The organism is Catellatospora aurea (assembly GCF_042663325.1).
Lineage (GTDB): Bacteria > Actinomycetota > Actinomycetes > Mycobacteriales > Micromonosporaceae > Catellatospora > Catellatospora aurea.
In genome coordinates this window covers 38,976-59,270 of record NZ_JBHTAC010000054.1, presented here as the reverse complement: position 1 = coordinate 59,270, position 20,295 = coordinate 38,976, and the positions used below count along the sequence as shown (strand labels likewise).

The window sequence follows — 20,295 nt, the reverse complement described above, 5'->3', positions numbered from 1 at the left end:
TCCACGACCTCGGCGGCCAGGTCGAGGTCGGCGTCGGACCGCAGTTCGTCGGCCTCCTAAGCCGTGGCGAACTGCGCCTTCGCCTCGGTGACCGCTTGCTTGAGGAAATACGCGAACATCGGCGGCTGCGACGTCGTCGGACTGGGCCGCGGTCAGTAGCCCGCGCTACACGGCGGCGAGGTCGGTACCTAACACCGTCTGCGCGGCAGTCGTCTGCTCCAGCAGGTCGGCCAGCACGTCGCCGCCTGTGAACTGTTAGAAGCGAGACAGACGCGGTAACCGATCATCGGAGCATGTAAAAGTTGACAGGCAACAGCACACGGGAAGGACTGCTGACGTTGGAGCTACCCCTGGGAGAAATGGTCCAGAGCCTCTTGTCATTATCTGGACACGTCTTGGATCTCTATAAGTACAAGAAGGATGGAACCTTCGCTGAGCAACAACAACTAGTGGCCGCGCTACAACAACAGGATAGAGAACAAATCGCGGCGCATGCCGCTGAAGTTGAGTCAATGCAGAGCGATACCCGAATTCGTGAAGGTGGATTATTCCGACAGCTTGATTTGCAGGTGGAAGTTGGCCGCACAAACATCGACCTACATAGGCAACTAGTAGCCCGCCGCCTACAACGGGAGGACGAGCGGGCGTTGTTCCGAAACAATGACCCGGAAACAGTCAGGCAATCGGTCGTCGAGATAACTATGGGTGGTTCACGACCGGCATTACTAATAGCACCATTTCATCGCGATGATCTAACAACCGAGCAGAACCAGACCGCGATACCAAGTTTCAGAATGAACATTCGTCGGCAATGGATAACTAAACCTTGGAGCGAGGACCTTGGCTGTCTAGACGGCGCACTGGCCCGCCCTCTAAGCGATACGGATGCAGACGTTCTCGCTATTCGACGGGTTCTCGCAGATCTACCGGTCGTGCTAATATATGGCGATATTCAGTCACAGCAGCGCGTGTGGGCGAGCATCGTGGCTTGGAATATCGCGGAAATCGAGGACGGTCCGTCAATCAACCTAAACCTCGGACCCATTCGAATGCCTCAGGGCCAAGATCCGACACTGCGAATTGAATTCGAAGATACACTAGGCGACATGATGTCAATGGCTGCCGCCATTTTCGCCGAATGGTTCCACGTGCTACGACAGGGACGGGTCCCGCGGTTTCACGAACATTTTCGCAACGGCTACCTCAATTTGGCACGTGCAGGTGCAGTTTACGCGGTCGCCTATGATGTTGCAATAAGACGCGGCCAGTTATCAGAAGTTGTTGGCCGCATCCACCAGGCCGATATGTTTGCGGCCGCCGAGTTGCCCGACAAGGCGGTAGAAGCCGCACGGCGCGCGGTCGAGCTCGCCGAATCTTGTCTAGACATCGTACCAGTCAGAGAGATGCGCAGGCTTTGCGCTTTGCTGGTCGAGGCTGGTGATGGGCACAAGGCGAAGGAAGCAGGTCTGCTGCTAAAAAGAAAGACGGCAGCAGTAATAAACGATTTTCGCTAACGGAGGTCCAGTGGGCAAGGTCCGGGTAGTCGCAGCGATCGACTTTGGCACACACGGCACGGGATTTGCGTGGGCAGTTATTAATGAGCGAAACCGAGATGTTAAGGCTCGCAAGGTTGCAGTGAACGTGACTTGGCCCGGACAGCCGATCGCTTACCCTAAGAATCTTACTGCGTTACTACTGTCACCAACTGGCGAGGTTGTGGCGTGGGGTTACGACGCGCGCAAAAAGAGGTCGAGGCCTGAATATTTCGACCACATTTATGAAGCGCGATTTAAGATGCGCTTGGCGCCGCAAACGCAGCAATTGGACATAGCCGAGAGATCCTCGACAAGCCATGCCTATTCAACGGAGTACCTCATTGAAGTTTATCTGAAGAAGATGTATGAGCGCGCGCTAGAGACAATCACGGCAGGCGATGGATACCGCCCGGATGACATTCGCTGGTGCCTCACAGTGCCCGCCATCTGGGACGATCGCCAAAAGCAGGAAATGCGAGAAGCGGCAATCCGTGCAGGGCTTCCTGGTGATCCGGAGCGCCTTGTGATCGCACTAGAACCAGAGGCGGCCGCGCACTATGTGCGGGTTGCAGGCGTTCATACCGGCAACTTTACTAACGGACGTAGAGTGAGTCTGGGTTCGCCTAACTCGCGCTTTATGGTCGTCGACTGCGGGGGAGGCACTATTGATATAACCTCTTACTCTGCGGATTCCAAAGGTAAACTCACAGAAATTGGCAATGACTGCGGAGACGCCCTTGGATCTGAGTACGTTAACGACTATCTGAAGAAGAACTTTGTAGCATCACGGCTAGGCGAAGCGGAAACCGCCGAGCTTATCGAGAACGAGTATCCCGCAATGCTGGAGCTGATGGATTGCTGGGAGCGAGCGAAGCTCGAGGTTGGACCCGACTCGGACGATGACGTGATTCTTCACCTTAACGCCCTGGCTCGGAAGTTGAGTCCAGATGCAAAGCATCGTCTCGCACAGATGCAAGACGGGATCGACTACGCTATTGTGCTACGCCCGGATGAGATAACGGAATGCTTCGAATCTGTGGTACCTGGGATTCTTGCACACATAGATAAACAACTTCAGGTCATGGCAAATGGCAGAAGGTCTGCCCAAGAAGTAATTGTCTTGGTGGGCGGATTTGCGGAGTCCCCTTATCTGAAGCATCGAATCCGCGAGCATGTCAAAGGTCGTGCGCACGTCATGGAGCTGGATGACCCTAAAGGCGCAGTTCTTTACGGTGCGGCGCACTATGCGTATGACCCTCAAACTCGTGCACGTAAAACCAAATACACTTATGGATACTCGATCGCTTTGCCATTCGTCGCAGGAATAGACCCTGCCAACTATAAATTCACAGACGAGGAAGGCCGCGTTCTATGCGAGAACCGGTTTAATATCCTGGCCAAAGCCCGCGAAACAATCGATGTGGATTCAGTGCGAGTCGCGACAGTTGGCCCGACATCAAGTAAGCAGTCGGAGCTCGTCGTTTCGTTCTATCGCACACCAGTCTCTCAGCCACGCTATACGACGGATACTCACTGCACTCAAAGCGAGGAGATCGTTGTGGATCTGAAGCCCGTGCTCCACTTACCCTACAAACAGCGTGCAGTGGAGGTGCGGGCGAAGTTCGGCGAAACTCAGATTCATGCCACCGCACAGTGCCTTCCAGATGGGCCATTACACGAGTGCACAATCGTCTTCGATGCGGTGATGTGATGTGATGAATTACGACGAAAATTCCGCACACAAGGTTGACGACGAACATGAGGCTAACGACGAGTCCATCTTTCTAGAAAACAAAAGCGGGGTCGAATATCTAGCGATTCAAGTGAACAACTTGACTACAAAATACGAAAGGCTCCTTTCTTGGGTCTCTCAAATATCCGATAACGTTGATGATCTTGATTGTCGTCTCGGCATGGACCTTGAGCGGCGAACGAGACAGAGAACCGACCTTAACGACTCCGACAAGGCGGCTCACTTCAATATTGCCAATTCTTACTTGACCTTCGTCGAGCAAAAGTTGCAGGGGGTTGCGCAGCGGCATTACCGCCACTTTCGAAAGGGCCGAAGGGCTCAATCTGCCGAGCAGATAGCACTCTTAATGAGCGAGTTGTCTCGACAGTTCTTTAAGGGGCACATCATCGACGTTGAGGCGATTCGCAACTTGGTTGACACGGATGACCCGCGTTGGCTGGAGGATGTAGAACGACTTACGGTTTCGGCTACGATCATGATTGGACAAGTCGATCGGACTGGCGTTGCCTCCCCTTGGGACTTCGGCATGGGCAGACGAGACGTTCTGGATTCGGCGAGGCAAAAGCTGTGGGGTGCTTGCGACCCGTACAAGAAGATTAAGTTCGTGGTTGCGCCCGGTTACACGGTTGGCGGTACGCAATACTGCCACCAGCTGGTTTTCACTGGGGAGTAGATACGAATACGTTGCCTTTGACGCGGCTAGTTGTCATGGACTGCGCCCGTGCGCCGGTTCGGCCTTAGGGGGACTTCCTGCTGGAGGATCCGCACCGGGTTGCCGGACGGGTCACGGATGCCCATGTCGATGCCCTGCGGATCAGGCACCGCGGTTCAGCTCTTCGACCTCCAGGCTCACGTCGCAATGCCGTAAGGGCTAGCTCGCAGGATATGGTGCCGACACCTACGGCGTTCACGCAGCATGGACCGCCACCGCCGAGCGGTACCCGGTCACCCGCCGGCGGGTGGGAGCGCTGCCGTTCGGCGCGCGGGCATGCGCCGCTGGGCGCGTACTGGCGACCGCTCGGCGCGTACGCCGCGCATGTCCGCTTCGGCTGGTTCACAGATCGACATGCCGGTCCCTAGCCTGCGGGCAACCGCACTGTGACCCGTCGCACACACCGGCGACGTGCCACGTTGCTCCCTCTCCCCACCGAGGCTGGTGATTCATGAGCACCGACGCTCCGGACCGCTACGAGCGCATCGCGGACAACCCCGAGTTCGCGGGGCTGCGCCGCGCGCTGCGGCGATTCGTGTTCCCGATGACGATCGCGTTCTTCAGCTGGTACGCCCTGTACGTGATCCTGTCGGCGTACGCGCGCGACTTCATGGGAACGGTCCTGTTCGGCAACATCAACGTGGCGCTGGTCTTCGGGCTGCTGCAGTTCGTGACCACGTTCCTGATCGCCTGGCTGTACGCCCGCTACGCCGACCGCAAGCTCGATCCGGTCGCCGAGGACCTCAACGCCCGCATCCAGGCCGGCGAGTTCGACGCCGACGAGCAGCCGAAGGAGGTCGTGGCATGAGCGCCCGTACCCTGACCATCGTCCTGTTCGTGGTCTTCGTGCTGTTCACGCTGGCGATCACGATCTGGGCCAGCCGGCAGACGAAGACCGCGACGGACTTCTACGCCGGCGGCCGGTCGTTCTCCGGCTTCTCCAACGGCATGGCGATCGGCGGCGACTACATGTCGGCGGCGAGCTTCCTCGGCATCGCCGGCATCATCGCGCTGTCGGGCTACGACGGCTTCCTGTACTCGATCGGCTTCCTGGTCGCCTGGCTGGTGGCCCTGCTGCTGGTCGCAGAGCTGCTGCGCAACTCGGGCAAGTACACGATGGCCGACGTGCTGGCGTTCCGGATGCGCCAGACGCCGGTGCGCGTGGCCGCGTCGATCTCCACCATCGTGGTGTCGATCTTCTACCTGCTGGCCCAGATGGTCGGCGCGGGCGCGCTGGTGGCGCTGCTGCTGGGCATCAAGCCCGGGGCGCACTTCCTGGGCATGGACGCCGACACCGCGAAGATCGCCACGATCATCTTCATCGGCATCCTGATGATCGTGTACGTGACCGTCGGCGGCATGAAGGGCACCACGTACGTCCAGATCGTCAAGGCGTTCCTGCTGATGGTCGGCGCCGCGGTGATGACCCTGCTGGTGCTGGCGGCGTTCAAGTTCAACCTGTCCGGCCTGCTCGGCGAGGCCGCGGCCAAGTCCGGCAAGGGCGCGGCGTTCCTCGAACCCGGCCTGCGCTACGGCAAGGAAGTGGCCGGGGACGCGGCGCAGACCTTCTACAACAAGATGGACCTGCTGTCGCTGGGCATCGCCCTGGTGCTGGGCACCGCCGGCCTGCCGCACATCCTGATCCGCTTCTACACCGTGCCCAACTCCAAGGCCGCCCGCAAGAGCGTGCTGTGGGCGATCGGCATCATCGGCACGTTCTACCTGATGACGCTGGCGCTGGGCTTCGGCGCGGCGGCGATGGTCGGCAGCGAGGCGATCACCGCCCAGGACAAGGGCGGCAACACCGCCGCCCCGCAGCTGGCCCAGGCGCTCGGCGAGAAGTTCCTCGGCGGGGCCACCGGCGGCGCGGCGATGCTGGCGATCATCGCGGCGGTCGCGTTCGCCACGATCCTGGCGGTGGTCGCCGGTCTCACCCTGGCCTCGTCGAGTTCGCTGGCGCACGACATCTACGCCAGCGTCATCCGCAAGGGCCAGGTCAGCGAGGGCAGCGAGGTGCGGGTGGCCCGCATCTCGGCGTTCGCGATCGGCGCGGTCGCGATCGTGCTGGCCATCTTCGCGCAGAGCCTCAACGTGGCGTTCCTCGTCGCGCTGGCGTTCGCGGTGGCGGCCTCGGGCAACCTGCCCGCGATCCTGTACTCCCTGTTCTGGAAGAGGTTCACCACCGCCGGCGCCACCGCGGCGATCTATGGCGGCCTGATCACCGCCGTGGTGCTGGTGTTCTTCTCCCCGGTGGTGTCCGGCAGCCCGACCGCGATGTTCCCGAACTCGGACTGGCACTGGTTCCCGCTGTCGAACCCGGGCATCATCTCGATCCCGGTCGGTTTCCTCTGCGGTTGGCTGGGCACGATCCTGTCCCGCGAGCCCGCGGACCCGAAGAAGTACGCCGAGCTGGAGGTGCGGTCGCTGACCGGTGTCGGCGCGCACTGACGCAGGCACGGCAGAAGGGGCGCCCCGGCCGGGGCGCCCCTTCCCGTGTGTTCAGCCCCGCGTCGGCGGAGCGGCCGTGATCGTGGAGACGAAGTGGGCCAGCTTCTCGTTCGACAGGTGCTGGGCCAGGTCCGCCTCGCTGATCATGCCGATGATCTGGTGGTCCTCGATCACCGGCACCCGGCGGATCTTGTGCTGCTCCATGGTCTTGAGCACCTCGTCCTCGTCGGCCTTCGCGTCGACCCAGATCGGCGTGCCCTTGGCCATCTCCATACAGGTCGTGGTGTTCGGGTCGCCGCCCGCCGCGATGCACTTGATGACGATGTCGCGGTCGGTGATGATGCCCCGCAGCTTGTCGTCGCTGCCGCAGATCGGCAGCGAGCCGACACCCATGTCGCGCATCAGCTGCGCGGCACGGGCCAGTGTCTCGTTCTCGGGCACGCACTGCGCGCCCAGATGCATGATCTGCTTGGCCGTAGTCATGATCAACCCCCCTGTAGCCAGTCCCCTGGGGTCATCGTGCGCCTCCGGCCACCGGCCGCGCGCCCTAATCGATGGACATGATCGCCGGATGGCGGGCGTCGTCGACCTTCACCACCAGGTCGGCGAACGTCTGCGGGGCCACCTCGTCGGCGTAGCGGGCGTACGCGGGCAGCGCCCAGGCCTCCTCCGGCGGGGTGTGCCGGGCCAGCGCCGCCGGTGACATCACCAGGTGCGCGGCCAGCTCGAACGGCAGCCCGGAACCGAGCAGCAGGTCTCCGCTGACCAGCAGCACCGCGCCGGGCGGCAGGGTCAGGTAGCCGGCCCGGGTGGCCCGGTCGCGCACCGGGTCGCGCAGCGTCGGCAGCACCCGGCCGGTGCCGCCCGGGCCGAGCGGGTCGAGCACCTCCCGGCGCAACCCGGCCTCGTCGACCCAGCCGTCGTAATACGCGTCGGGGTTGGTGCGGCCGAACTCCCACCGCACCGACTTCGGGCGCAGGAAGTCGGCGGTCCGCACGTGCAGCACCTCGTGGCCGAGTTCGCGCAGCGGGTCCACCAGCGCCTGCGCGAGCCGGTCCGGCCCGGCGGCGGGCGCGCCGTCCAGCGCCACGCGGGTCCACCCGTCCGGGTCGGCGACCTTGGCGATCCGCTCGACCAGCTCGCTCACCACCAACTCGGGAGTCACCGGCCGCACTCGCATCCACCCACCCTACCGACGGCCGCCGTGGGCGCGGCCACGCGTGCGACGATCATCGGCATGGAGAGCCCGCGCGAGGTCGTCACCGTGTACGCCGGCGAGCAGCCCCCGGACTCCTGGCACGCGGCCCTGTTCCTGGCCGGGCCGACGCCCCGTACACCCGACGTCTTGTCCTGGCGACCGCAGGCCCTGGACCTGCTCGCACAGCTCTGGACCGGACCGGGCCGGCTGGTGGTGTTCGTGCCCGAGCGGCCCGAGGGCGGCATGCCGCACGGCTGGCTGCGCCAGGTGCAGTGGGAGGACACCTGCCTGCACCTGTCGGACGCGGTCGTCTTCTGGGTGCCGCGCGACCTGGCCACCCTGCCCGGGTTCACCACCAACGTCGAGTGGGGGCGCTGGGAGTCCAGCGGCCGGGTGGTGCTCGGCGCGCCGCCGGACGCCCCGGGCCTGCGCTACCTGTCCCACTACGCGCAGCTGCACGGCGCGCCCGTCGCCGACACCCTCGCCGACACCCTGTCCGCGGCGCTGGCGCTGCTCGGCGGCGGGGCCCACCGGGCGGGCGCGCACCGCGAGCTGCCCCTGGCCCTGTGGCAGGACGACGGCGTCCGCACCTGGCTGGCCGGACAGGAGGCGGCCGGCAACCGGCTGCGCTCGGCGCGGATCGCCTGGACCTGGCCCGGCCCCGACGGGCGGGCGTTCTGGTGGGCGGCGCACGTCGGCGTGGAGGTCGCCGCCGAGGGCCGGGTCAAGGACAACGAGGTCGTCATCGGCCGCCCCGACGTCAGCGCGGTGGTCGCGCACCTGCCCGGCAGCAGCCTGCCCGAGACCCGGATCGTGCTGGTGCGCGAGTTCCGCTCCAGCGCCGTCACCACCGACGGGTACGTGCACGAGCTGCCCGGCGGCTCCCAGCCGGGGGCAGCCGACCCGCGCCTGGTCGCGCTCGCGGAGCTGGCCGAGGAGACCGGCCTGGAGGTGGACGCGGCCCGGCTGCGCTCGCACGGTGTACGCCAGCCCGCCGCGACCGTGTCGGCCCACCGGGTGCACCTGTTCAGCCTCGAACTGACCGAAGCCGAGCTGGACGCGCTGGAGACCGGCCCCCAGCGGCACGGCGTCGCCACCGACGGCGAGCAGACGACCCTGGAGTTCACCACCTACGCGCGCCTGCTCGCCGACCCCGACGTCGACTGGACCACCGTCGGCCTGGTCACCGCGGCCCTGTCGGCCGACTGACGGGTGTCAGGGCTTGTCGGGGGTCGGCTGGAGGGCCGAGAGGACCAGGCGGGCGGTGTCGGCGTCGGGGGCGACCAGGAAGGGCATCGGGTTGCCGCCGCCGATGCGGAACGGGCTGCCGTCGGCGGCCATGGCCACTCCCCCGGCCTCGGCGTGCAGCAGCAGCCCGGCCGCGTGGTCCCAGGGCAGCTCCCAGGTCAGCACCATCGCGGTGCGCCGCCCGCTGGCGAGCTGGATGTACTCCAGGCCCGAGGTGTCGAAGAACGACAGTGCCACGCCGTGCCTGCTGAGCTCGTGGAACCCGGCGCGCTCCGCGGGCTTCCACCAGATCGGCGGCGAGACGCTGACGTCGAGGTGGCGCAGGGTCGGCTCGACGGGCCGCACCCGCACCCGCTGCCCGTCGACGTACGCCCCGCCGCCCGCGGTGGCCACCGCCATCAGGTCCATCACCGGCGCGTACGTCCACGACGCGAGCAGCCGCCCGCGGTGGGCCAGCGCCACCAGGGTGGTGAACCGGGGGCTGCCGCTGACGAAGTTGTGCGTGCCGTCGATCGGGTCGACGATCCAGACCGGAGCGTCGCCGTCGATCGCGGCGAGCAGGCCCGGGTCGGCGGCGACCGCCTCCTCGCCGACCATGACCGAGCCGGGCACCAGCGCGGTCAGGTGCTTGGCCAGCTCCTCTTCGGCGGCCCGGTCGGCGACGGTCACGTAGTCGGTCTCGGAGGACTTGTAGCCGATGTCGGCCGCGGCCAGGCGACCGAACCTGGGCAGGATCTGCTCCTCGGCGACGCGGCGTACCGCGCGCTCGACCTCGGCCACCTCTGTCGCGTCCAGCACCCGTCCAGCCTGCCACCACACGAGGGTGTCGCCTTTTCGGGGGGTGGATCGTTATTACGGCGTGATCTTCCAGGTGCCGGGGCGGTCGGCGACGATGGCCGCACTATCTCGCAGGTCGGTGGACCTGCTGCTGCCGCGTGTGAAACGGGCCGGCGGGCCGGCCGAGCGGTGGGCGCGTTCGGCGGTGCGGTGGCATCTGACCAGCCGGTACGACACCAGCGAGCTGCGGCTGGTGCCGACGGCGCATGGCCCGGCGCTGGCTCGGCCGCTGGCCGAGGCGACGCCACTGGCGGCGCGGCGGCTCAACCTGGAGACGGTGCTGACGGTGCTGCGCGACGCGGGAGTCGACCACTTCTGCGTGCGCGGTTACGACGACAAGGCGTCGGCGGTCGCCATCGGGTCCGGCGGGCGGCGTGAGGCGTGGAAGGCGCTGCGGCGCGAGGCGCTGCGGCGGCCGCTGTTCGTCGCGGCCGTCACCGACCAGGGCGTGCAGACACCGATGCCGGCGACCTCCCACCATGCCTGGCGCACGCTGGCCGGACACCGGGTGATCCGGGTGATCCAGTACGTCTGCGACCCGTCGGGCTCGCTGCTGCTCGGCACGGCGCACGGCTGCGACCTGGAGGTGTGGTCGCGCACCCCGCAGGGGCCGCTGCACGCGCCCCGGCCCAACCGGGCCGCCGACCTGGTCCCGGCCACCGGGCCGGCGGTCCAGCTCGACGAGGCCGTCTTCACCCGGATGACGTCGGCGCATGTGCCCGGCCAGGCGCAGCGCCCCAGCCGGGCGGAGTTCGCCGGCACCCTGCTCGACGACATCACCTTCCCCGTCGACATCGTCTACACCTGGGTCGACGACGAGGACCCGGCCTGGCAGGCCCGCCGCGACGCCGCGCTCGCCACACAGGACCGGCCGCCGGCAGGCCACGCCACCGGGACGTCGCGGTTCGCCAACCACGACGAGCTGCGCTACTCGATGCGCTCGCTGCACCTGTACGCGCCGTGGGTGCGCCGGATCTGGCTGGTCACCGACGACCAGGTGCCGTCGTGGCTGGACACCTGCCACGACCGGGTGCGGGTGGTCACGCACAAGGAGCTGTTCGGCGACCACGGCCGCCTGCCGACCTTCAACTCCCACGCCATCGAGAGCCGGCTGCACCACATCGACGGGCTCAGCGAGCAATTCGTCTACTTCAACGACGACGTGTTCGTCGGCCGGCCGATCAGCGCGCTGAAGTTCTTCCAGCCCAACGGGCTGTCGAAGTCGTTCCCGTCGAAGGGCAAGGTCGCCCTGGGCCCGGCGGACGCCGCCGACCTGGCCCCGACCGCGGCGGGCAAGAACAACCGCGCGCTGATCGCCCGCGACTTCGGCCGCCACCTGACCTACAAGATGAAGCACGTCCCGCACGCGCTGCGCCGCGACGTGCTCGCCGAGATGTCCGACCGGTACGCCCAGGAGCTGGAGCGCACCGCCGGCAACCGGTTCCGGGACCCGTCGGACGTCTCGCTGGTGTCCTCGGCGTACCACTACTACGCTCTCGCTACCGGACGGGCGGCCGTCGACCGGATCACCAGCACGTATGTGAGCCTGGCCGCGTCCGACACGAAACGGCAGCTCGCGGGGGTCCTCGCCCGCCGTGACCAGGACGTGTTCTGCCTCAACGACGAGGACGGCACACCCGAGCAGCGGCAGGGCCGGCAACGGCTGCTGCACGACTTCCTGTCGGCGTACTTCCCGGTGGCGGCGCCGTGGGAGCTGCCGGGGCCGGACGCCGCGCGACAGGACGGCTGACTTGCACCGACGCACGGCGCTGCGCGCCCTGCTGCTGGCCGGCGGCGGGGTGGTCGGACTGGGCCTGACCCGGCCGTGGGAACGGGTCTGGTCGGCGGGCGCGCCGCCGCGCGCCGCGGCGTTCCTCAACATCTGCGCGCACCCCGACGACGACCTGTACTTCCTCAACCCCGACGTGATGCAGGCCCTCGACGGCGGCAACGCGGTGACCAGCGTCTACCTCACCGCCGGGGAGGCCAACGGGGTCAACGCGCAGCTCGGCGAGGGCCGCAAACCGAAACCCGACTTCGAGGGGTACGCCGCGGCGCGGCAGTACGGCATCCGGTCGGCGTACGCGGCGATGGCGACCGGCGACCCCGACAGCGCGTGGCGGCGCGAGGTCCGCCACCTCGGCGACGCGGTGTACGAGACCGCCACGCTCGCCGCCGCTCCGCATGTCACGCTGGCGTTCCTCAACCTGCGCGCACCGGTCGACGGCCCCGGCGCCAACCGGCTGGAGTGGCTCTGGGACGGCCGCCGCGACGCCCAGCCCTACCTGCGGCCCACCGACAGCCCGCTGCCCGCGGCCGGTCAGCTCACCCGCGACGAGGTGCTCGGCATCCTGGCGTCGCTGCTGGACACCGCCGAGCCGACGGTGGTGCGCACCCTGGATCCCGCCCCGGAGCACCTGAAATACGCCGAGGACGACGTCGAGTACTCCGACCACACCGACCACCTGTACGCGGCGTGGTTCGCGTTCGAGGCGGTGCGCCGCCACCGGCGGGCCGGCGAGGCGGTGCAGGTGCAGAGCTACCGCGGCTACTTCAACAAGTACTGGCCGCGCAACCTCAGCCCCGCCGTGTACGAGCGCAAGTTCTCCTACCTGGACATCTACGGCTGGGCCGACGGGCACGCCTGCGCGGTCCCCTACGGCTGCGGCGACCTGCAGGTCGGCACCCGCGCGCGGGCCAAGCGCTACGGCCGCAGCCAGACCCACCGGCACCAGGGCGGCACCACGTGGCTGATCCCGCACGGGACCGGGCTGGCCGCGTACGCCGTGTTCGGCGGCACCGCGCTGATGTGGCGGCGGGGCACGGACCCCGGCGCGTGGTCGGCTCCGGAGCCGGTCGGCGGGGAGAACCTGCTGCCGTGCCTGTCGGTGGTGTCCACGCCGGACGGGCGGGTGCACCTGTTCGGCGTACGCCAGGACCTGGCCGTCGCCGGGCCGCGCCTGGCCCTGGTGCACGGCGAGCAGGCCACGCCGGACGGCCCGGTCACGTGGGCGGAGCTGGGCAACCCGGACGGGGGCGGCGACCCGCTGCGGGCCCGGGAGCTGGGCATGCCGGTCGCGGTCGCCGACGCCGACGGTGGACTGAGCGTGTTCACCCGCGACTTCGACCGCGGGGCCGCGATGCGCACCCGTCCCGCGGGCGGGCACTGGGGGCCGTGGATCCGCCTGGGCGGCAAGGGCATCCGCGACGCGCTGGTCGCGGTGTCGACCGGCCCGCGCACCGACCTGTACGCGGTGACCGACGACGAGCTGCTGTGCTGGAGCCGGGACAGCCCGGCGGGCCGCTTCGGCGAGCCGCGGTCGCTGCTGCGCGAGGCGATGGACGGCACCCTGTCGGCCGCCCGCACCGCCGCGGGCGGCCCGGGACCGGTGCTGGTCGGGCACGCCGACGGGGCGACGCTGACCGTGCTGCTGGACGGGGCCGCGACCACGGTCCCGGCGGGCGGTGGCACCGGCGCGATGGCCGGGCTGTTCCGCGACGGCCGCCTGCAGCTGCTGCGCCGCGACGACGCGGGCCGGGTCGGCATCACGGACGCACACCCACCCGGCGAGACTCCGGTGTGGACGGCGACGGGGGCGCTGTTCACCGGTGCGCCCGCGGTGACTGTGGACTCACGCGGGCGGGCGTACGCGGCTGTCGTCGGCGCTGACGGGCGGCTGTGGGCGTGCGCCCTGGACGGCACCGCCAAGGAGACCCGCTGGCAGAACGCACCCGCCCCGACCACGCTGCGCTCCGCTCAGGCGTGAATGTCACCGGGAGCGGGCAGGATCGGGGCATGGACGGCTATCTGACGCTGGACGACCCCCTGGCCGCGTACGACACGATCGCCGCCGAGGTCGGGACGCTGGCGCGCACGGTCACGCCGGGGCACCTGGGCGACCCGACCCCGTGCGAGGGCTGGACGGTGCGGCGGCTGCTGTGCCACCTGGTGTTCGTCAACGACCGCTACGCCACGTTGGCCGAGGGCGCGCTGATACCCGAGGACGAACCCGACTACGCCGACCCGGTGGCCGCGTTCGGTGAGCACGCGGCGCGGGCCCGCGCCGCGTTCGGCCGGCCGGGCTACCTGACCGAGGTCGCGCCGACGCCGATCGGCCCGCAGCCGGGCGCGGTCACCGTGCAGCACGTCGTCAACGAGCTGACCACGCACGGCTGGGATCTGGCCCGCGCGCTCGGCACGAGCACCGACGTCGCACCCGACCTGGCCCCGCGCGTGCTGGCGAGCTGGCGGTCCTTTCTGGACGGCCTGCCCCGCGACGGCGACCCGTTCGGCCCCGAGCGGCCGGCCCCGGCGGGCGCGACCGAGGCCGACCGGCTGGCCGCGTACCTGGGGCGGGATGCAGGTTGACCTTCGTTACCGGCCGGTATGACTAGATTGTCCATTCTGCCGCAGGGCCGACCGCCGCTCTTCTAGCGTGGGCCGTGGGTGTCAGCAGGTAGCTGAAGCCCAGGCCCGAGGAGGCACGTCAGCATGGCGAAGAACAACCGACCCGACCGCGACCCGCGCGCACCCCGTCACGAGGACGCCCAGCACGCGGGCAGCCAGCAGAACCACGCGGCCGGCGGCATGAACGCGCATTCCACGAACCACGCCGAGGCCAACCATGAACATGCGGCGTCCACGGCGACCATGCAGCAGCAGAAGAAGGAGCAGGCGGGCAACTCGCCGACCTCCATGAAGTCCAAGAAGGGCAACCAGCCCAAGCACAACCAGCCCAAGCGCTAGCCCTGGGCACGACGGCGGGCCGCCACACCAGCGGCCCGCCGCCTCTTTCGCGTTGATCATGAACTTATGGCACGGTTCGACGGCGTGTCGCCTCCCCAACTTCATGATCGTTGCGCGCGGCGGCGCTTGATCGCTCGAGTTGCCCGGCAAACGTGCGTATCTTGCGGCCGCTTTCGCCCACCTGCCTGGCAAGTCGAGTGACCATGGTGTGGTGAGCGCCCCGACGATCAGGCGGCGCGCGGGTGCGGGCGGATGTGGGGTGCGCCACGCGCGGGAGGGGGCCGCGGGCACGGGAGGCGGGTCGCGGGTCGGCGACGTGAGACTATTTACGGACCATGACGCTCACTGATCACCTCCCCCGCGACACCGATCCCGACTCCCTCTTCGACGCCTTCTCCGGCTGGGTCGCCGAGCAGGGCTTCTCGCTGTACCCGGCGCAGCAGGAAGCGCTCATCGAGATCGTCTCCGGGGCGAACCTGATCCTGAGCACCCCGACCGGCTCCGGCAAGAGCATGGTCGCGCTCGGCGCGCACTTCGCCGCGATGGCCGACAACCGGCGCACCTTCTACACCGCGCCGATCAAGGCGCTGGTGTCGGAGAAGTTCTTCGCCCTGTGCGCGGCGTTCGGGCCGGACAACGTCGGCATGATGACCGGCGACGCAGCCGTCAACCCGGACGCGCCCATCATCTGCTGCACCGCCGAGATCCTGGCCAACCTGGCGCTGCGCGACGGCGCGGACGCCGACGTCGGCCAGGTCGTCATGGACGAGTTCCACTTCTACAGCGAGCCCGACCGGGGCTGGGCCTGGCAGGTCCCGATCATCGAGCTGCCCGACGTGCAGTTCGTGCTCATGTCGGCCACCCTGGGCGACGTCACCCGGTTCGTCGACGACCTGACCCGGCGCACCGGGCGCGCGACCGCCGTGGTCAGCTCCGGCGAGCGGCCCGTCCCGCTGATCCACTCGTACGTCACGACGCCGCTGCACGAGACCATCGAGGAGCTGCTGTCCACCAAGCAGGCCCCGATCTACATCGTGCACTTCACCCAGGCCGCGGCCCTGGAGCAGGCCAGCGCGCTGATGAGCATCAACATGTGCACGCGCGCGGAGAAGGACGCCATCGCCGAGCTGATCGGCACGTTCCGGTTCACCGCGGGCTTCGGCAAGACCCTGTCCCGGCTGGTCCGCCACGGCATCGGCGTGCACCACGCGGGCATGCTGCCCAAGTACCGCCGCCTGGTCGAGCAGCTCGCCCAGGCCGGCCTGCTGAAGGTCATCTGCGGCACGGACACCCTGGGCGTCGGCATCAACCTGCCGATCCGCACGGTGCTGTTCACCGGCCTGAACAAGTTCGACGGGCAGCGCATGCGGCTGCTCAAGGCGCGCGAGTTCCACCAGATCGCCGGGCGCGCGGGCCGGGCCGGGTACGACACCCTCGGCACCGTGATCGTGCAGGCCCCCGAGCACGTGGTCGAGAACGAGAAGGCCGTCGCGAAGGCCGCCGGCGATCCGAAGAAGCTCAAAAAGCTGGTGCGCAAGAAGCCGCCGGAGGGTTTCGTCGGCTGGGCGCAGCCGACCTTCGAACGCCTGGTCTCCGCCGAGCCCGAGCCGCTGACCTCCAGCTTCAACGTCAGCCACGCCATGGTGCTCAACGTGATCGAGCGCGGCGGCAACGCCTTCGCCAACATGCGCCACCTGCTCACCGACAACCACGAGACCCCGGCCGCGCGCCGCAAGCACATCCGCCGCGCCGTCATGATCTACCGGGCGCTGCGTACGGCGGGCATCGTCGAGCAGACCGACGACGGCCGCATCCGGGTCACCGACGAGCTACAGCTCGGCTTCGCGCTCAACCAGCCGCTGTCGCCGTTCGCCGTCGCCGCGATCGAACTGCTCGACGCGCAGTCCCCCGGGTACGCGCTGGACGTGGTGTCGATCATCGAGGCGGTGCTGGAGGACCCGCGGCAGATCCTCTACGCGCAGCAGGACCGGGCCAAGGGCGAGGCCGTCGCGCAGATGAAGGCCGACGGCATCGAGTACGAGGAGCGCATGGCGCTGCTCGAAGGCGTCACCTGGCCCAAGCCCCTGGAGGAGCTGCTGGAGGTCGCGTTCGAGTCCTACCGCAAGGGCCACCCGTGGGTCGACGACCAGCGGCTGTCCCCGAAGTCCGTGGTCCGGGACATGTTCGAGCAGGGCATGACCTTCACCGAGTACATCAGCTTCTACGGCCTGACCCGCTCCGAGGGCCTGGTCCTGCGCTACCTCGCCGACGCGTACCGCACGCTGCGCCAGACGGTGCCCGAGGACAGCAAGACCGAGGAGCTGCACGACGTCATCGAGTGGCTCGGCGAGCTGGTCCGCCAGGTCGACTCCAGCCTGCTCGACGAGTGGGAGCAGCTCAGCAACCCGGGCGACGCCCCGGTCGAGGCCGCCCCGCCCGCGGTCACCCGCAACGTGCGCGCGTTCCGGGTGCAGGTGCGCAACGCCCTGTTCCGCCGCGTCGAGCTGGCCGCCCGCCGGCGCTGGGAGGCGCTCGGCGAGCTGGACGCCGCCGACGGCTGGGACAGCGAGGCGTGGCGCGACGCGCTGGAGCCGTACTTCGAGCTGTACGACGAGATCGGCATCGGCCCCGACGCCCGTGGCCCCGCCCGGATCATCATCGAGCAGGGCAAGGACGTCTGGAAGGTGCGCCAGATCCTCGACGACCCCGACGGCCACCACGACTGGGGCATCTCCGCCGAGGTCGACCTGGCCGCCTCCGACGAACACGGCCAAGCCGTCATCACCGTCACCGACGTCGGCCAGCTCGGCGCCTGACCCTGCCCCCACGCGCAACTCTTAAGGAGTCGCGGCCACAGGCACCCGCCCAGGCCGCGACTTTTTAAGAGTTGTCGCGGGGGAGGTGCGCGTCGACCTCGATCTCGAGCTTCATGCGGGGGTCGGCTAGGCCGCAGACGAGCATCGTGGCGGCCGGGCGGACGTCGGCGAAGCGGCGGCGCAGCACCGGCCAGCACGGTTCGAAGTCGGCCCGGTCGGGCAGCAGGTAACGCACCCGCACCACGTCGGCGAAGCCGCACCCGGCTTCGGCCAGCGCCGCCTCGATGTTGCGCAGGCACTGCTCGGCCTGCTCCACCACGTCGTCGGAGATCGTCATCGTGGCGTAGTCGAATCCGGTGGTCCCGGACACGTACACCCGGTCGCCGTCGACCACGGCCCGGGCGTACCCGATCTGCTCCTCGAAGGTCGACCCGCTGAGAATCACCCGCCGCACCGTCACCGCCGCATCCTAACCGCGGCCCGGACCGGGTTCAGGCGGAGCGGGAGGTCAGCAGACGGGAGCTCGCGGTGACGTTGGACAGCAGGCTGGAGCCGACCAGCACGCCCAGGGACACCGCGACCACGGTCAGGAACGCGGTGACCAGGTTGGACCGGCCGGTGCCGGACAGCTCGACCAGCCCGGTCAGGCCGGTCACCCCGACCAGGCTGAGCGCGCCGGGCACCAGCAGCCAGAACGACGGCAGGAACACTACCTGCGCGGGCGGGCCGTGCAGCCGCTGCACCGCGTTGGCCAGCGGCACGATCAGCAGCCCGCCGACGAACGCCGAGAAGACGCCGCCGCCGACCTGCCCGGCCAGGTACTGGCCCCCGTACGCCAGCAGGAGCGTGACCAGCAGCCACGGCAGCGAGCGCGACGGAGCCGAGCTGTTGAGGTAGATGCCGAAGCCGAACACCAGCACGCCGACCCAGGGCGCCCACACGCCCAGCGGCTCGCTCGGCGCGACCGCCTGCGCGGGCCCGGCGATCTGCATCCCGGCGTAGATGCCGAAGGTGAGCAGGAGCAGCACGTACACGCTGGAGACCAGGCGGCTCGCGCCGCTGATGATGGACCGGGTGACCATCTCCTGCGCGCCCAGCGTCAGCGCCGCCCCGGGCAGGAACGTGGCCAGCGGCGGGATCAGCAGGCTCGCCGGATCCGCGCCCAGTTCCGGGCTGTAGCGGTAGGCCAGCACCGTGACCAGCATCGCCGCCGCCACCGGCAGCGCCAGCGACAGCACCTGGACCCGCTCGGCCAGCAGCCGCAGCACGCCGACCAGCAGTCCGAGCAGGGCCAGGCTGAGCAGCGCCCGGCCGTCGCGGACGAACAGCAGCCCGATGCCGACGGTCAGCACGCCGTGGCCGAGCACCGTGACGACCGCGCCGAAACGCGGCGGCGCGTCGAGGATGTCCTGCACCCGCTCGATGCCCTCGGCGGGCGGAATCGGATTCGCCTTGACCTGCTCGAACAGCTTGTACAGCCGGTCGACCTGGTCCAGGCGCAGCGGCGGCCCGTCGGCGTTGGCGAAGTCGACGGTGACACCGCCCTCCGCACCGGCCCGGACGAACACCCCGGTCGGCACGACCAGGAACTCCACGTCGCCCACGCCGTACGCGTCGGCGATGGCGACCAGCTCGTCCGGGATGCGGTTGGCGGTCTCCCCGGCCAGGCACAGGGCGACCCCGCACTTGCGGAGGAACTCGAGCAGGTTGTCGGGCGGCATGGTCACTGCGGCAGTATGGATCACCGCGGCGCGCCGGAGAAGGCCCGTTGCGGACCGTGGGACGGGGTGCGCGGGGCATCATGACCGACGCCTACATCTATTTTGATGTGGCCACATCAAAATAGATGTAGACCGGCTCGGTCCTACCCTCGCGAGGCGAGGCGAGGCGAGGCGACTCCGCACGTCATGTCGCCCGTTGGGCGGAACTCGGACGAGCCGGGCGCAACGAAGCCGACAATGTACCCATGACGGACGAGCATGCGATGCAGCGTGAGCTGGAGCAGGTCGATGCGATGATCGCCGAGTTGCGCAGCCAGGCGGAGCAGATCCGGCAGGAGGTCGGCAACCGCGAGGACGGTCCCGGCGACCCCGGCGACACCACCCTGCTGATCAGCAGCGCGGAGGAGCAGGAAGCGCTGGTCGCGGTGCTGGAGGACCGGCGCGGCAAGCTCCGCGAACGCCTCGGCCTGGGCACGGAAGGCTAGCCGGACCGCCCGGCGGGTCGGCTGCGGCTGCGGCTGCTCAGGCCACGTCGACCGGGCGGAACTGCACGCTCACCCGTGGCCCGACGTGGCGGGCCGTCTTCGGGATGGCGTGCTCCCAGGTGCGCTGGCAGGAGCCGCCCATGACGACCAGGTCGCCGTGGCCGAGCGGAAACCGGATGCTCGGCTCGCCGCCGCCGCGCGGGCGCAGCAGCAGCGGGCGGGGTTCGCCGAACGACACGATCGCGACCATGGTGTCGGTGTGCCTGCCGCGGCCGATGGTGTCGCCGTGCCAGGCCACGCTGTCGCGGCCGTCGCGGTAGAGGCACATGCCCGCCGACACGAACGGCTCACCCAGCTCTTCGACATAGAAATCCGACAGTGCGGTGCGGGCCTGGTCGAGCACCGGGTGCGGCAGCGCCTCGTCGGGGCCGTACCAGCGCAGCAGGCGGGGCACATCGACCTCGCGCTCGTACATCTCGCGCCGTTCGGCCCGCCAGTCGACCTGTTCCAGCAGCACGTCGAGGATCTGCTCGGAACCGTGCACCCAGCCGGGCAGGTGGTCGACCCAGGCGCCGCGGGTGAGCGGGTGCCGGTTCACCGCCCCGGCCAGCGGGCCCAGGGTCGCCCGCTCATCAAGATCGAACATCGATGGTTGGTGTGCGTGCGCCATGAGCAGGGATTCTATACCCAGTTCGAACAGGGGTACCAATCCATGGGACTCGCTACCCTGGGTGGGCGGCCAACCGGACGGCAGGGCATGATGACTGCCGAAGCGCTCCCAGACGGCACATCCGA

18 protein-coding genes are annotated in these 20,295 nt (G+C 68.4%); 12 read left to right on the top strand and 6 right to left on the bottom strand.

Annotated features, from left to right (window positions below):
* Nucleotides 1–338: 338 nt before the first annotated feature.
* The 5 genes from ACFQO7_RS33215 to ACFQO7_RS33195 all read left to right on the top strand — a co-directional run bounded on the left by ACFQO7_RS33215 (nucleotide 339) and on the right by ACFQO7_RS33195 (nucleotide 6,448).
* Nucleotides 339–1,514, top strand: coding sequence for a hypothetical protein (locus ACFQO7_RS33215; protein ID WP_376810099.1), 1,176 nt, complete (start codon nucleotides 339–341; stop codon nucleotides 1,512–1,514).
* 10 nt (nucleotides 1,515–1,524) lie between these two features.
* Nucleotides 1,525–3,246, top strand: coding sequence for an Hsp70 family protein (locus ACFQO7_RS33210; RefSeq protein ID WP_376810098.1), 1,722 nt, complete (start codon nucleotides 1,525–1,527; stop codon nucleotides 3,244–3,246).
* Between the two features lie 4 nt (nucleotides 3,247–3,250).
* Nucleotides 3,251–3,961 (top strand): hypothetical protein, encoded by a 711-nt coding sequence (locus ACFQO7_RS33205; protein ID WP_376810097.1) that lies wholly within the window; start codon nucleotides 3,251–3,253, stop codon nucleotides 3,959–3,961.
* 490 nt (nucleotides 3,962–4,451) lie between these two features.
* Nucleotides 4,452–4,808 (top strand): DUF485 domain-containing protein, encoded by a 357-nt coding sequence (locus ACFQO7_RS33200; protein WP_203699202.1) that lies wholly within the window; start codon nucleotides 4,452–4,454, stop codon nucleotides 4,806–4,808.
* Entirely contained in the window at nucleotides 4,805–6,448 is a 1,644-nt protein-coding gene (locus tag ACFQO7_RS33195; RefSeq protein WP_376810096.1) for a solute symporter family protein, read from the top strand. Before ACFQO7_RS33200 ends, ACFQO7_RS33195 begins: the two co-directional genes overlap by 4 nt.
* A 51-nt stretch (nucleotides 6,449–6,499) precedes the next feature.
* Here the strand turns inward: ACFQO7_RS33195 and ACFQO7_RS33190 are convergent, their stop codons facing one another.
* Together ACFQO7_RS33190 and ACFQO7_RS33185 are read right to left on the bottom strand one after the other, a co-directional pair.
* Entirely contained in the window at nucleotides 6,500–6,931 is a 432-nt protein-coding gene (locus ACFQO7_RS33190) for a CBS domain-containing protein (RefSeq protein WP_203699204.1), read from the bottom strand.
* 64 nt (nucleotides 6,932–6,995) lie between these two features.
* The gene (locus ACFQO7_RS33185) at nucleotides 6,996–7,628 is read right to left on the bottom strand and encodes a nucleoside/nucleotide kinase family protein (RefSeq protein WP_376810095.1); all 633 of its coding nucleotides are present in this window, start codon (nucleotides 7,626–7,628) and stop codon (nucleotides 6,996–6,998) included.
* Nucleotides 7,629–7,685: 57 nt separating this feature from the next.
* Here ACFQO7_RS33185 and ACFQO7_RS33180 point away from each other — a divergent pair, with 57 nt between their 5' ends.
* Nucleotides 7,686–8,855, top strand: a complete 1,170-nt coding sequence (locus ACFQO7_RS33180; RefSeq protein WP_376810094.1) for a nucleoside 2-deoxyribosyltransferase domain-containing protein — start codon at nucleotides 7,686–7,688, stop codon at nucleotides 8,853–8,855.
* Between the two features lie 6 nt (nucleotides 8,856–8,861).
* Here ACFQO7_RS33180 and ACFQO7_RS33175 read toward each other — a convergent pair whose 3' ends face one another.
* Entirely contained in the window at nucleotides 8,862–9,692 is an 831-nt protein-coding gene (locus tag ACFQO7_RS33175) for an inositol monophosphatase family protein (protein ID WP_376810093.1), read from the bottom strand.
* Between the two features lie 43 nt (nucleotides 9,693–9,735).
* Here ACFQO7_RS33175 and ACFQO7_RS33170 point away from each other — a divergent pair, with 43 nt between their 5' ends.
* From ACFQO7_RS33170 to ACFQO7_RS33150, 5 genes are all read left to right on the top strand, one after another.
* Complete coding sequence (locus ACFQO7_RS33170) at nucleotides 9,736–11,481, top strand: stealth family protein (RefSeq protein WP_376810092.1); 1,746 nt, start codon at nucleotides 9,736–9,738, stop codon at nucleotides 11,479–11,481.
* A 1-nt stretch (nucleotide 11,482) separates the two neighbouring features.
* On the top strand, nucleotides 11,483–13,498 hold the full coding sequence (locus tag ACFQO7_RS33165) for a DUF8189 domain-containing protein (RefSeq protein WP_376810091.1): 2,016 nt from the start codon (nucleotides 11,483–11,485) through the stop codon (nucleotides 13,496–13,498).
* 29 nt (nucleotides 13,499–13,527) lie between these two features.
* A complete protein-coding gene (locus tag ACFQO7_RS33160; protein ID WP_376810090.1) occupies nucleotides 13,528–14,100 on the top strand; it encodes a TIGR03086 family metal-binding protein in 573 nt (190 codons plus the stop codon).
* Nucleotides 14,101–14,223: 123 nt separating this feature from the next.
* Nucleotides 14,224–14,478 carry a hypothetical protein gene (locus tag ACFQO7_RS33155; RefSeq protein WP_376810089.1) on the top strand — a complete coding sequence of 85 codons (255 nt, stop codon included), beginning with the start codon at nucleotides 14,224–14,226 and terminating at the stop codon, nucleotides 14,476–14,478.
* 335 nt (nucleotides 14,479–14,813) lie between these two features.
* Nucleotides 14,814–17,294 (top strand): DEAD/DEAH box helicase, encoded by a 2,481-nt coding sequence (locus tag ACFQO7_RS33150; protein ID WP_376810088.1) that lies wholly within the window; start codon nucleotides 14,814–14,816, stop codon nucleotides 17,292–17,294.
* Nucleotides 17,295–17,358: 64 nt separating this feature from the next.
* On the opposite strand, the gene ACFQO7_RS33145 is transcribed toward ACFQO7_RS33150, so the two are convergent.
* Together ACFQO7_RS33145 and ACFQO7_RS33140 are read right to left on the bottom strand one after the other, a co-directional pair.
* Nucleotides 17,359–17,754, bottom strand: a complete 396-nt coding sequence (locus ACFQO7_RS33145; protein ID WP_376810087.1) for a RidA family protein — start codon at nucleotides 17,752–17,754, stop codon at nucleotides 17,359–17,361.
* 31 nt (nucleotides 17,755–17,785) lie between these two features.
* On the bottom strand, nucleotides 17,786–19,015 hold the full coding sequence (locus tag ACFQO7_RS33140; RefSeq protein WP_376810101.1) for a threonine/serine exporter family protein: 1,230 nt from the start codon (nucleotides 19,013–19,015) through the stop codon (nucleotides 17,786–17,788).
* Between the two features lie 245 nt (nucleotides 19,016–19,260).
* On the opposite strand from ACFQO7_RS33140, the gene ACFQO7_RS33135 reads away from it, so the two are divergent.
* On the top strand, nucleotides 19,261–19,500 hold the full coding sequence (locus ACFQO7_RS33135; protein ID WP_376810086.1) for a hypothetical protein: 240 nt from the start codon (nucleotides 19,261–19,263) through the stop codon (nucleotides 19,498–19,500).
* A gap of 37 nt (nucleotides 19,501–19,537) precedes the next feature.
* Here the strand turns inward: ACFQO7_RS33135 and ACFQO7_RS33130 are convergent, their stop codons facing one another.
* A complete protein-coding gene (locus tag ACFQO7_RS33130; RefSeq protein ID WP_376810085.1) occupies nucleotides 19,538–20,170 on the bottom strand; it encodes an alpha-ketoglutarate-dependent dioxygenase AlkB in 633 nt (210 codons plus the stop codon).
* Nucleotides 20,171–20,295: the final 125 nt, after the last annotated feature.